This window comes from Streptomyces sp. NPDC059003 (assembly GCF_042740445.1).
Lineage (GTDB): Bacteria > Actinomycetota > Actinomycetes > Streptomycetales > Streptomycetaceae > Streptomyces.
This window is the reverse complement of the sequence record NZ_JBHYJH010000228.1, coordinates 1-11557: the sequence shown is the minus strand read 5'-3', so window position 1 is coordinate 11557 and position 11557 is coordinate 1. Positions and strand designations below refer to the sequence as shown.

11 protein-coding genes are annotated in these 11557 nt (G+C 73.0%); 6 read left to right on the top strand and 5 right to left on the bottom strand.

Translation table 11 applies throughout. The features are described 5' to 3' along the window. Positions 1 to 62 precede the first annotated feature (62 nt). Complete coding sequence (locus ACFWZ5_RS41185; RefSeq protein WP_384804539.1) at positions 63 to 446, bottom strand: cold-shock protein; 384 nt, start codon at positions 444 to 446, stop codon at positions 63 to 65. A gap of 186 nt (positions 447 to 632) precedes the next feature. On the opposite strand from ACFWZ5_RS41185, the gene ACFWZ5_RS41180 reads away from it, so the two are divergent. Beyond that, entirely contained in the window at positions 633 to 896 is a 264-nt protein-coding gene (locus tag ACFWZ5_RS41180) for a hypothetical protein (RefSeq protein WP_384804541.1), read from the top strand. Here ACFWZ5_RS41180 and ACFWZ5_RS41175 read toward each other — a convergent pair. Further along, on the bottom strand, positions 860 to 1498 hold the full coding sequence (locus ACFWZ5_RS41175) for an HAD family hydrolase (RefSeq protein ID WP_384804544.1): 639 nt from the start codon (positions 1496 to 1498) through the stop codon (positions 860 to 862). The genes ACFWZ5_RS41180 and ACFWZ5_RS41175 overlap by 37 nt on opposite strands. Before the next feature lie 120 nt (positions 1499 to 1618). Here ACFWZ5_RS41175 and ACFWZ5_RS41170 point away from each other — a divergent pair, with 120 nt between their 5' ends. From ACFWZ5_RS41170 to ACFWZ5_RS41155, 4 genes are all read left to right on the top strand, one after another. After that, positions 1619 to 2617 (top strand): FecCD family ABC transporter permease, encoded by a 999-nt coding sequence (locus tag ACFWZ5_RS41170; RefSeq protein ID WP_384804546.1) that lies wholly within the window; start codon positions 1619 to 1621, stop codon positions 2615 to 2617. Between the two features lie 212 nt (positions 2618 to 2829). Then, positions 2830 to 3750 carry a FecCD family ABC transporter permease gene (locus ACFWZ5_RS41165; RefSeq protein WP_384804548.1) on the top strand — a complete coding sequence of 307 codons (921 nt, stop codon included), beginning with the start codon at positions 2830 to 2832 and terminating at the stop codon, positions 3748 to 3750. Further along, positions 3747 to 4565, top strand: coding sequence for an ABC transporter ATP-binding protein (locus tag ACFWZ5_RS41160; protein ID WP_384804550.1), 819 nt, complete (start codon positions 3747 to 3749; stop codon positions 4563 to 4565). Before ACFWZ5_RS41165 ends, ACFWZ5_RS41160 begins: the two co-directional genes overlap by 4 nt. Positions 4566 to 4650: 85 nt before the next feature. After that, complete coding sequence (locus tag ACFWZ5_RS41155; RefSeq protein WP_384804552.1) at positions 4651 to 5616, top strand: ABC transporter substrate-binding protein; 966 nt, start codon at positions 4651 to 4653, stop codon at positions 5614 to 5616. A 24-nt stretch (positions 5617 to 5640) separates the two neighbouring features. Here ACFWZ5_RS41155 and ACFWZ5_RS41150 read toward each other — a convergent pair whose 3' ends face one another. The 3 genes from ACFWZ5_RS41150 to ACFWZ5_RS41140 all read right to left on the bottom strand — a co-directional run bounded on the left by ACFWZ5_RS41150 (position 5641) and on the right by ACFWZ5_RS41140 (position 9715). After that, positions 5641 to 6735, bottom strand: a complete 1095-nt coding sequence (locus tag ACFWZ5_RS41150) for a hypothetical protein (RefSeq protein WP_384804554.1) — start codon at positions 6733 to 6735, stop codon at positions 5641 to 5643. A 181-nt stretch (positions 6736 to 6916) separates the two neighbouring features. Further along, a complete protein-coding gene (locus tag ACFWZ5_RS41145; RefSeq protein WP_384806208.1) occupies positions 6917 to 9364 on the bottom strand; it encodes a helicase-associated domain-containing protein in 2448 nt (815 codons plus the stop codon). 63 nt (positions 9365 to 9427) lie between these two features. Continuing rightward, the gene (locus ACFWZ5_RS41140; RefSeq protein WP_384806212.1) at positions 9428 to 9715 is read right to left on the bottom strand and encodes a hypothetical protein; all 288 of its coding nucleotides are present in this window, start codon (positions 9713 to 9715) and stop codon (positions 9428 to 9430) included. A 143-nt stretch (positions 9716 to 9858) separates the two neighbouring features. On the opposite strand from ACFWZ5_RS41140, the gene ACFWZ5_RS41135 reads away from it, so the two are divergent. Then, on the top strand, positions 9859 to 11499 hold the full coding sequence (locus ACFWZ5_RS41135; protein WP_384806210.1) for a DNA repair helicase XPB: 1641 nt from the start codon (positions 9859 to 9861) through the stop codon (positions 11497 to 11499). The last annotated feature ends 58 nt before the right edge of the window (positions 11500 to 11557 follow it).

Sequence of the window (11557 nt, the reverse complement as noted above, 5' to 3'; positions counted from 1 at the left end):
TTGAGGACGAGCGCGCAGCGCGGAGAGAAGGGGGTCTGGGGGCGGAGCCCCCAGGTGGGGACCTAGACGTCCAGCTGGTCGGCAACCGCTCTGAGGAGACCCGCGATCTTCGCCCCGGACGCCTTGTCCGGATACCGCCCCTTCTCCAGCATGGGGGTGATGTTCTCCAAGAGGGTGGTGAGATCCTGCACGATGGACGCCAGCTCATCCGGTTTGCGGCGCTGCGCCGCGGCCACCGACGGCGTCGGGTCGAGGAGGGTCACCGAAAGTGCCTGGTCACCGCGCTGGCCGGCCACGACGCCGAATTCCACGCGCTGGCCGGGCTTGAGTGTCTCGACGCCTGCGGGCAGTACGGAGGAATGCACGAAGACGTCACCGCCATCGTCGCGGGAGAGAAAGCCGAAGCCCTTCTCACTGTTGAACCACTTGACCTTGCCGGTAGGCACGTGAAGTCCTCGTCCTCGTACTCGTCGTCGTACCGTCTGCGCCGCGACGCCGACCGCTGGGCGTAAACGGCTCTGGATAGCACTACAGCGGGTCGCCCGACCCGCCGGCACCAAGACTATTGGTCCCGGGGCCGGTGACAAGACGTCCCCGGTTTCTTCCTACGCGCTGGGAACTACCCTGGTCCGGTGCGTGACAAAACCCAAGCGAATTCCACCGGACCGGGCGACGGCCTCGTACGGATTGGCGCGATCGTTTTCTTCGTCGGCGCCGTGGCCACGCTGGTCACGGTGGCCCCGCTGTTCCTCGGCAAGGACCCCTTCCCGTCCATCGCTTATGCCGTGTGCATGCTGATGGGCGTGGGTTTCCTCATCGCCGCGGCCGGAGTGCTCCGCGGTATCGCGGCGCAGCGGCGTCAGGCCAAGTCAGCGGCCGGATCCCCGGCCGCGTAGGCGGCGAGCCAGGCCGGGAACTGGCTCAGATCGTCGAGTACGACGTCGGCGCCCGCCGCGCGCAGTTCGGCTGCGTCGCACGGCCCCGTCGCGACCGCTACGGACAGCGCGCCCGCCGTACGCGCGCCGCGTACGTCGCCGGTGTGGTCCCCGACGTACACCGACGCCCCGTACTCGCGCAGGGCCTGCGCCTTCCGCTCCGCCCACAGGTCGCCGACCACGGCGTCCGCGCCGAGTTCCAGCTGCTTGATGTGGAGCTTGGCGCTCGGCTCGTACTTGGCGGTGACGACTATCGCGCGGCCGCCCGCCGCGTGCACCGCGGCGATCGCCTCGCGGGCGCCGGGCATCGCGGGCGTCGGCGCGATGGCGTGTGTGGGGTACATCTCACGGTAGAGCGTGGCGGTCTCCTCGACGCGGTCGGCCGGGAACCAGTTCGCGAGCTCGTCCGTCAGCGGCGGTCCGAGGCGCGTCACCGCCAGGTCCGCGTCGATGTACGTGCCCGTGCGCTCCGAAAGCGCCTGGTAGCAGGCGCGAATTCCGGGACGCGAGTCGATCAGGGTCATGTCGAGGTCGAAGCCGACGGTGAGCGCGCGTGAGGTCATGGGTTCCATTGTGCCGAGGGCCTTCGGCCCGTCCCGGCCAGGAACGGGCCGCCTAGACTTAGCCAAGCCTTACCAACCCGGCGCCCCTTGCCTCTCCGATCCCCGAAACGAGCTCAGCCGATGCGTGTGTCCGCCAGACGGGCCGCCGCGATCACGGCGGCCGTCGTGGCCCTGCTGCTCGCCGTCCTGTTCAGCCTCGCCGTGGGCGCCCGCGCGATCGCGCCCGCCACGGTCCTCGACGTCCTGCTGCACGGCGGGCACAGCGACGCCGCCGAGGTGATCCGCGAGATGCGGGTGCCGCGGACCGTCGTCGGCCTGATGGTCGGCGCCGCGCTCGCCGTCGCGGGCACCGCCCTGCAGGGCATCACCCGCAACCCCATCGCCGACCCCGGCATCCTCGGCATCAGCCAGGGCGCGTCGGTCGGCGTCGTCCTCGCCATCGCGTACACGGGCACGCACACCCTCACCGGGTACGTCTGGTACGCCTTCGCGGGCGCGGCCCTCGCCTCCGTCGCCGTCCACGCGATCGCGAGCAGCGGCCGGGGCGGCGCGACCCCCGTCAAGCTCGCCCTCGGCGGCGCCGCCATCAACGCGCTGCTCGTCTCCCTGACCACGGCCGTCCTCACCACGGAGGCGTCCGCGCTCGACGAGTTCCGCTTCTGGCAGGTGGGGTCGCTGTCCGGCCGCGACTCCGAGATCGCCGCGCAGATCTGGCCGTTCCTGCTCGTGGGGCTGGTCCTGGTCCTTTCCGTCGCCCGCGGGCTCGACGCGCTCGCGCTCGGCGAGGACGTCGCGAAGGGGCTCGGCCAGAACGTCGCCGCCGTACGCGTCATCGGCGGCGTCGGCGCCACCCTGCTCACCGGCGTCGGCGTCGCCGCCGCGGGCCCGATCGCCTTCACCGGCCTCGCCGTCCCGCACATCGCCCGCGCGATCGTCGGCAGCGACCACCGCTGGGTCCTGCCGATGGCGGCGCTCCTCGGCCCCGTCATGCTCCTGGTCTCCGACACGATCGGCCGCGTCGTCTTCCCCCCGAGCGAGGTCCCGGCGGGCGTCATGACGGCCCTGATCGGAGTCCCGTTCCTGGTGACACTGGTACGACGCAAGGCGGTGGCGGCGTGAAGACGGAAGCTACTGGCTCTGGGCAGTCGTCCCGCAGGGCGGGTCCCGACCCACGGAGAGCCCCATCCGACGATCACCGGCCACGCCAACGCCCAGCCGGCTACGCAGTACTACGCCTCCACAAGGCGACCTTCCTCGTCCACGGCAGAGCCACCCGCGTAGCAACGGCCCTCGCCCTCACCCTCACCGCAGCCTGCCTCGCCTACCTCTGCATGGGCGAGACCTTCGTCCACCCCTCAGAGGTCGTGAAGGTCCTGCTCGGCCGGCCGTCCCCGGACGAGCTGGTCGTCGGCACGCTCCGCGAACCGCGGATGACGGTGGGCCTGCTCGTCGGCGCCGCCTTCGGCGTGGCGGGCGCGCTCATCCAGACCGTCGCCCGCAACCCCCTCGCGAGCCCGGACATCATCGGCATCAGCCAGGGCGCGAGCGCGGTGACGGTGGGCGCGATGACGTTCGGCCTCACCTCGTACACGCTCCTCCCCTACGTGTCCGTCGCCGGCGGCATCCTCGCGGCGATGCTCGTGTACGTCTTCGCGTGGCGCGGCGGGCTGCACGCCACCCGGTTCGTGCTCATCGGCATCGGCTTCGCCATCGCGCTGCGGTCGGTGACGACGCTGTTCATGACGAAGGGCGACTACCTCGTCGCGCAGCAGGCGCAGATCTGGATGACGGGCTCCCTGAACGGCCGCGGCTGGGCGGAGGCGGAGCCGCTGTCCGTGACGCTGCTCGTCCTGCTCCCGTTCGTGGCCTGGGCGGCCCGCGCCCAGCGCACCGTGTCCATGGACGACGACACCGCGACGGCGCTCGGGGTGCGGCTCGGCCGGGTGCGGTTCGGGCTCGTGCTGCTCGGCGTCGTCCTCGCGTCCGTCGCGACCGGCGCCGCGGGCCCCGTCGACTTCGTGGCGCTGCTCGCCCCGCAGATCGCCCGGCGCCTCACGCGCACCGCGCAGATCCCGCTGGTGAGTTCGGCGCTGCTCGGCGCGATCGTCGTCGTCCTCGCCGACCTGCTCGCCCGGAAGCTCTTCGCGCCGACCGAACTGCCGGTGGGCGTCCTCACGGCGGCCGTCGGGGCGCCGTATCTGATCTGGCTCATCGTCCGGAGCCGTTCCGTTCGCAATGGAGGCACCGCGTGACCGCCCCCGCCGATTCCGCCACCCGCCTCGCGGCCCGCGACCTGACCCTCGCGTACGAGGAACGCACCGTCGTGCACGACCTCGACCTAGCGATCCCCGACGGCCGGGTCACCGTCATCGTCGGCCCCAACGCCTGCGGCAAGTCCACGACCCTGCGGGCGCTCGGGCGGCTCCTCAAGCCGAAGAGCGGCGCCGTCCTGCTCGACGGCGAGGAGCTCGCGAAGCTCCCCACGCGGCGCATCGCCCAGCAGATCGGGCTGCTGCCCCAGACCCCGGTCGCGCCGGAGGCCATCACCGTCGCCGACCTCGTGGCGCGCGGCCGCCAGCCGCACCAGCGGTGGTGGCAGCAGTGGTCCGACGCCGACGAGCGGGCCGTGACGGAGGCCATGGAGCGCACGGATGTCGCGGCGCTCGCCGAGCGGTCCGTGGACGAGCTGTCGGGCGGGCAGCGGCAGCGCGTGTGGATCGCGATGGCGCTCGCGCAGGAGACAGAGCTGCTCCTCCTCGACGAGCCGACCACCTATCTGGACATCTCCCACCAGGTCGAGGTCCTCGACCTGGTGCGCCAGCTGAACCACGACCGGGGCCGCACGGTCGCCGTCGTCCTGCACGACCTGAACCAGGCCGCCCGGTACGCGGACCACCTGGTGGCCATGAAGCAGGGCCGGGTCGTGGCCGAGGGCCCGCCGAAGGACGTCGTCACCGCGGAGCTCGTACGCGACGTGTTCGGCCTCGACTGCGTGGTGGTCCCCGACCCGGTGACCGGTTCGCCGCTGGTGGTGCCGGGGCTGCCGTGGCAGGCGGGGGCGCCTTGAGCCGGGACCGCACCGTCCCGCCGCCGCGCGGCGGACTCTTCCCACCCACCCATCCCTGTGTTCCCCCCGAGAAAGGGGCACTTCCATGACCGGCACCCACCGCCGCCTCGCCCTCGTCGCCGGCGCCCTCGCCCTGACCACCGCCCTGTCCGCCTGCGGGTCGTCCGACGACAAGGACTCCGGCTCCGGCTCCGGCAGGACGCACACCGTCAAGACCGCCATGGGTGACGTGAAGGTGCCCGTGCACCCGAAGCGGGTCGTCGTGCTCGACACCGCCGAGCTGGACTCCGCGATCACGCTCGGCGTGAAGCCGGTCGGCGCGACGCACGTCGAGGCGTCCGGCGGCTTCCCGGGCTATCTGCCCAAGGACAAGGTCGCCGGGATCAAGGACGTCGGCGAGATGCTGAACCCCAACATGGAGGTCATCGCCGGTCTCAAGCCCGATCTGATCCTCACCTCCAAGATCCGGCACGGGGCGAAGTACGACGCCCTCAAGAAGATCGCGCCGACCGTCATGACGGAGACCACCGGCTACCCCTGGAAGGAGAACTTCCAGGTGCACGCCGACGCGCTCGGCAGGAAGACCGAGGCGAAGAAGACCGTCGCCGACTACGCGGCGCACGCCGAGAAGGTCACGACGGCGATCGGCGGCCCGAAGAAGGCCAAGGAGACCGAGGTCAACATCGTCCGCTTCGTCGAGGGCGCGGACATCCGCGTATACGGCGAGCAGAGCTACATCGCCACGCTCCTCAAGGACGTCGGCCTCGGCCGCGCGCCCCTCTCCAAGAAGGCCAAGGACGGGTTCTCGTACGACCTGAGCCCCGAGAAGATCGACCTCGCCGACACCGACGTCATCTTCCGGTCCACGTACGGCGATCCGAAGAAGGCCAAGCAGACGCAGACCGTCGGCAGCGGCCTGTGGAAGAACATGAAGGCCGTGAAGTCCGGCAACGTCCACGTGGTCGACGACGAGCTGTGGATCCAGGGCATCGGCTACACCGCCGCCGCCAAGATCCTGGACGAGATGCAGGCGGACCTCACGAAGAAGTAGCCGCCCGGCCCGCGGGGCGGGGCGCTACTCGTCCTTCCCCGCGGGCCGTTGCCGCTGCGAGCGCCACACCAGGAACAGCGCGGAGCCGATGGCCGCGCCGCGCACCACCCACGGCCAGACGTCCGAAAGGGCCGCGTTCATCTCGCCCTTGGCGATCGGGTCGCCCCACTTGCCCTGCGACCGGCCCCACAGCCACGCGATGCCGCCCGCGACGGACAGCGCGGGCATCCCGATCACCGCGAGCTTCACCTCGGTCCTGCTGAGCTTCTTCGTGAACCAGGCGACGACCCAACCGCCGCCGAGCGCGAACCAGTTGCCGATGACCGCCCCGACGACGAGGGCGACGGCGGCGAGGAGCAGCAGGGGGTTGGACAGGGACCGGAGGGCGGCGAGCGCGGCGATTCCGGCGGGGGCGCCCTTCGCGGCGGAGCCGTCGGCCTCTACGGCTCCCTCCGTCTCCTCCTCGTCGTCGTCCAGCCCCTCGTGCTCCCTCTCTTCGCCCCCTTCGTCCCCTTCGCCGTCGGGGCCGTCCTCGTCCCGCTCGCCCTTGGCGTCGGTCTTCTTCGTGCTCACCGGCGGGCGCTTCAGCATCTCCGGGATCTCGACCCCGCCCACGAACCCCGGCACGGCCTCCGCCCCCTCCAGCGGCACCCGTTCCACGCGCCACCAGTCGGGCTCGATGTCGCTGGCCTCGCCCGCTTCGTCGAGGCCCACGAGGTGGGGTGGGGTGGGGCGGGGCGCGGACGGCGGCTCGGGCGCGGGGGGCGCGGGGGCGGTCTCCGGGGCGGGCCGCGGGCGCGGCACCACGCGGCGCAGGCGGCGGCTCGCCTCGGACCGCAGGCCCGCCGACGGCCGGGGCTCGGGCTCGGGCGGGAGCACGGGGCGCTCGGCCGCGGGGTCGGCGGCGGCGTCCACGAGCTCGTCCGGGGTGCCGAGCCGGTCCAGGATGCGGCGGACGGCCGCGGGGCTGTCGGCGGCCTTGGCGCGGCGGCGGTCGATCTCTCCGCGCAGCTCGGAGACGAGCCGCATGCGGGCGCCGGACGGCAGCTGACGCTGCTGCGCCAGGTCGCCGACGCGGCTCAGGTAGTCGAAGACGAGCTGGTCGCTCTCGATCCCCACGAAGTTCCCTCCGGGGCTGCGGTGTTGGGGGGCCCGGGGATTGACGTTACCGTCTGTTGCGTTCTGCCGTCGGCCGCCTGCTGGTTCGTTGTGGCTGGTCGCGCAGTTCCCCGCGCCCCTTCGGGGCCCGGCCCCCCCTTCGGGGCGCGGGCCCCCTTCGGGGCGCGGGCCCCATCGGTCTTCAGTCGTCGGCCAGTTCTGCTACCCCCGTGATGCGGTGCAGGGGGTACGTGCGGACTTCGTCCGCTGTGTGGTCGTATGCCGTGACGAAGCCGCCCTCCACGCGGATGGGGGCGATGACGCGCTGGCTCGCGGCGCCCTCGGCGTTCACATAGCCGATCCACACGGCCTCGCCGGTGAGGACGGCGGCCTGGACCGTGGCGAGGGTCTCGGCGGGCGTGGTCCTGGGCAGTTCGTCGCCGCCGGTGGGGGTGGTGGTCTTGCGCGGTGTCGTGGAGGCGAGGTCGCCGGCGCGGATGGCGCGTACGGCGGCGTCGACGAGGGTGGCGTCGGGCAGCGGCGGGCCGTCGGGGACGGGTTCGGGCGCGGTGCGCGGCGGGGTGCGGTGGCTGTGGGCGCGGGTGATCAGTACGTCGCCCTCGGCGCTCTCGGCGGCGGGCGCGAAGCCCATCGAGCGCAGGCCTTCGAGCAGCGCGGCGGGGTCGGCCTGGGCGGCGAGCACGGTCGGCGCGAGCCGCCGCAGGCGCAGGCCGTGGGAGCGCTTGTCGGCCAGGATCTCCTCCAGGACGCCCTCGTCGTCGCAGCGCAGATACGCGGACGCGGCGCCGACGCGCAGGTGGCCGTGTTTGCGGGCCACGTCGTCGATCAGATACGCGAGGGGCTGCGGGACGGGCGTACGGGAGTGCGCGGCGAGGAACGCGTGCAGGTCGGACGCGCTCTGCCCGGCGTCGAGGGCGCGGCGCACGGAGCCCTGCGTGAAGCGGTAGACGGTGGCGCCGCCCTTGGACTCGACGTCGGCGAGCACGGCGAGGGCGTCGGCGAGGGGGCGCCGGAGCGGTCCTGGGGCCACGGCGGTGAGGTCGGCCTGGAGCAGGACGTGGTCGAGGGGTTCGGGGAGGAGCGGGGCGAGGAGCCGCACGGCGGCCTGCGCGGCGGCGGCGCGCTCTGCGGGGGTGACCGGGGCGGGGGTGTTCGGGGTGCCCGGGGTCTCCGGAGTATCCGAGGTGAGCAGTGCGCGCCCCTGTGCCGACAGCGCCCCCCGCCCCGTCACACCGAGGAGTTCGGCCTCCTCCAGGGTCCACTGGGCGAGGCGGGCCCGCAGGTCGGAGGCGCCCGCGCCGGGGGGCCGTTCCCAGCGGAGGCGGGCGAGGAGGGAGTCCGGGGCGGGGGCGGCGCCCTCGGGCAGGGCGGCGAGGAGGGTGAGGACGCGGTGGCGCACCTCGGGCGCGGCCGAGCGGTCGAGGCCCGGGCCGAGCGCGGACAGCGTCCGGTCCTTGCCGTCGCGGCCGCCGACCAGGCCCGCGGTGCGGGTCGCGGCCAGCCAGGCGGTGGCGAGCGCCGCCCAGCGCTCGGCGGCGGGCAGCTCCTGCCAGGTGTCGTACGCGGGCGTGGCGGCGTACCGCTCGTCGGCCTCGCCGTCGGCGGCGAGCAGCCCCGCCGCGTACGCGAGCTCGACCCAGAACGCGGCCTGCGGCTCCGGCGCGTCGAGGGCCACGGCGGTGCGCTTCAGGTCCCGCACGCTCAGGCCGCCCGCGCGCAGCACGGCGGGGCCGCCCTCGTCCCAGTCCTTCAGGAGCTCCTCGACGGTGGCGAGCGCGGTGTACGCCTGCCCGGCCGCCGTCGCGTCCACAACCTGTGGACGGTGTTCACGCGCGGCCGCCACGGGCGGCGGCGTCGCCTCCAGGACGCGGTGGGCGCGGCCCCCGCGCAGGTGCAGGGCGACCTCGCGCGGCAGCACGACGGTGCCCGGCGCGGTCGGGAGCAGCAGGCCGCGGTCGAGCAGCCAGCGCACGTGCGCCGCGGGCTCGGCGGTGACCTGCCCGTACGGCGGCCCCCACACGAGCCGCGAAAGGACCTCGACGGAGTCGGCGGGCGCGGCGTCGAGCAGCGCGGACATCCGGTCGCGGTCGGTGAAGAGCCCCCGCAGCGCCTCGACGGCCGACACCGCGTCGTGCGTCGAGGCGAGGCCGGCCGCCGCGACCAGGCTCTGCACCCGGCCCGGCGACATCCCCGCCATGGCCTCGGCGACGGTCGGCCCGAGCCCGGTCGGCGACGGCCGCTGCGGTGTCGGGGCGAGCAGTTCGCGGGCGGTGCGCACGAGGCGGAGCCGGTCGTCGGGGCCCCACACGAGGGCCTGCGCGCGCAGCGTGCCCACGGCGTGGGCGAGCGCGTCGGCGGGCGCCTGGGTGAGCAGCGCGGCCAGTTCGTCGTACGACGCCGGGTCGGACGCGACCGCCAGGGCCTCCGCGACCTGCTGCGCGAACCGGTCGAGCCGGTCGAGGGCGCGCACGACGGACGCCCGCGTGCCCGCGCGGGTCGCGAGCTGGGTGAGGTCGTTCGGTACGGGCGTGACGAGGTCGGGCCGGGCCCGCAACAGCGCGACGAGGGTCGCGTCGTCACTCGCCCGGAGGGCTTCCGCCAGGGAACGGGGGGCGTCCGGGGTGCTCATCCTCGTCACGTTAGCGGGTCGCCCTTGGCGGCGGCGGGGTCCAACGGCCCGCGCGGCCCGCCGTCAGGCTCCGTCGGCCTCGCCCTCGCACGTCTCGCAGGGCGCCTCGTGCTGCCAGCCGTCCTCGTCGGTCCATTCGATCTTTCCGCCGCCCCCGCACGAGGGGCACAAGGGCATGGCGACGAGGGTGTCGTCCATGCCGATCACGTCGAGCTCCACGGGGTCGACGAGCACGTTGTCGCGGCCGGTGTAGTCGGGCACGTCCAGGCGGATGCGGACCTTGCCCTCCCAGCGGCCTGCGACGACCCCCTCGATACCGGCGAACTTCACGCGGGTCCGGTCCAGCAACATCGGCACCCCACGCCTCCCTTCCGCCCCTTTCCGGGGCATCCCCGAGCGTAGTCCCCGAGGCCTCCGTGCAGGCGGCGTAACGCCGCCCTCCGCGCCGATGCGGCACACTGGACGTTTGGCCCGTGCGGAAGGGATGTACGTACGTGAACGGACCGCTCATCGTCCAGAGTGACAAGACCCTCCTCCTGGAGGTCGACCACGAGCAGGCCGACGCCTGTCGTCGGGCCATCGCGCCGTTCGCCGAGCTGGAGCGCGCCCCCGAGCACATCCACACCTACCGCGTGACGCCGCTCGGCCTGTGGAACGCCCGTGCCGCGGGGCACGACGCCGAGCAGGTCGTGGACGCGCTCGTGGAGTTCTCCCGGTACCCGGTCCCGCACGCGCTGCTCGTGGACGTCGCCGAGACGATGGCCCGGTACGGCCGCCTCACGCTGAGCAAGCACCCCACGCACGGGCTCGTCCTCACCACCACCGACCGGCCGGTCCTGGAGGAGATCCTGCGGTCGAAGAAGGTGCAGCCGCTCGTCGGCGCCCGGATCGACCCGGACACGGTCGCCGTGCACCCCTCCGAGCGCGGCCAGATCAAGCAGACGCTGCTCAAGCTGGGCTGGCCCGCCGAGGACCTCGCCGGGTACATCGACGGCGAGGCGCACAAGATCGACCTGAACGAGGACGGCTGGACGCTGCGTCCGTACCAGCGCCAGGCCGTCGAGGGCTTCTGGCACGGCGGGAGCGGCGTGGTCGTGCTGCCGTGCGGCGCGGGCAAGACCCTGGTCGGCGCGGGCGCCATGGCCGAGGCCAAGGCGACCACCCTCATCCTCGTCACCAACACCGTCTCCGCGCGGCAGTGGAAGCACGAGCTGGTCAAGCGGACCTCGCTCACCGAGGACGAGATCGGCGAGTACAGCGGTACGAAGAAGGAGATCCGGCCGGTCACCATCGCCACGTACCAGGTCCTGACGACGAAGCGGAAGGGGATCTATCCCCACCTGGAGCTGTTCGACTCCCGCGACTGGGGCCTCATCGTCTACGACGAGGTGCACCTGCTGCCCGCGCCCGTCTTCAAGTTCACGGCCGACCTCCAGGCGCGGCGCCGTCTCGGGCTCACCGCGACCCTCGTACGCGAGGACGGGCGCGAGTCGGACGTCTTCTCGCTCATCGGGCCCAAGCGGTTCGACGCGCCGTGGAAGGAGATCGAGGCCCAGGGGTACATCGCCCCCGCGGACTGCGTGGAGGTCCGCGTCGACCTGACCGACTCCGAGCGCCTCGCGTACGCCACCGCCGAGGCCGAGGAGAAGTACCGCTTCTGTGCGACGACCGCGACCAAGCGGAAGGTCACGGAGGCGATCGTCCGGAAGTTCGCGGGCCAGCAGATCCTCGTCATCGGCCAGTACATCGACCAGCTCGACGAGCTGGGCGAGCACCTGGGCGCGCCCGTCATCAAGGGCGAGACGTCCAACGCGCAGCGCGAGAAGCTCTTCGACGCGTTCCGGGAGGGCGAGATCTCCGTGCTCGTCGTGTCGAAGGTCGCCAACTTCTCCATCGACCTGCCGGAGGCGACGGTCGCCATCCAGGTGTCCGGCACCTTCGGGTCACGGCAGGAGGAGGCCCAGCGGCTCGGCCGCGTGCTTCGGCCGAAGGCCGACGGGCACCAGGCGCACTTCTACTCCGTGGTGGCGCGGGACACGATTGATCAGGACTTCGCGGCGCATCGTCAACGGTTCTTGGCTGAGCAGGGATACGCCTACCGCATCATGGACGCGGGCTCCCTGCTTGCGGAGTGAGCGCGGTTATCGGCGCTCCGCGCCTCGTCCTCAAGCGCCGGACGGGCTATGAATAGCC

What these genes read in the sequence shown, in the direction of transcription:
- ACFWZ5_RS41170 (WP_384804546.1), top strand. Translation starts at nt 1,619, where the DNA reads ATGCGTGTGTCCGCCAGACGGGCCGCCGCGATCACGGCGGCCGTCGTG.
- ACFWZ5_RS41175 (WP_384804544.1), bottom strand. Translation starts at nt 1,498, where the DNA reads ATGACCTCACGCGCGCTCACCGTCGGCTTCGACCTCGACATGACCCTG.
- ACFWZ5_RS41140 (WP_384806212.1), bottom strand. Translation starts at nt 9,715, where the DNA reads ATGTTGCTGGACCGGACCCGCGTGAAGTTCGCCGGTATCGAGGGGGTC.
- ACFWZ5_RS41145 (WP_384806208.1), bottom strand. Translation starts at nt 9,364, where the DNA reads ATGAGCACCCCGGACGCCCCCCGTTCCCTGGCGGAAGCCCTCCGGGCG.
- ACFWZ5_RS41155 (WP_384804552.1), top strand. Translation starts at nt 4,651, where the DNA reads ATGACCGGCACCCACCGCCGCCTCGCCCTCGTCGCCGGCGCCCTCGCC.
- ACFWZ5_RS41165 (WP_384804548.1), top strand. Translation starts at nt 2,830, where the DNA reads ATGGGCGAGACCTTCGTCCACCCCTCAGAGGTCGTGAAGGTCCTGCTC.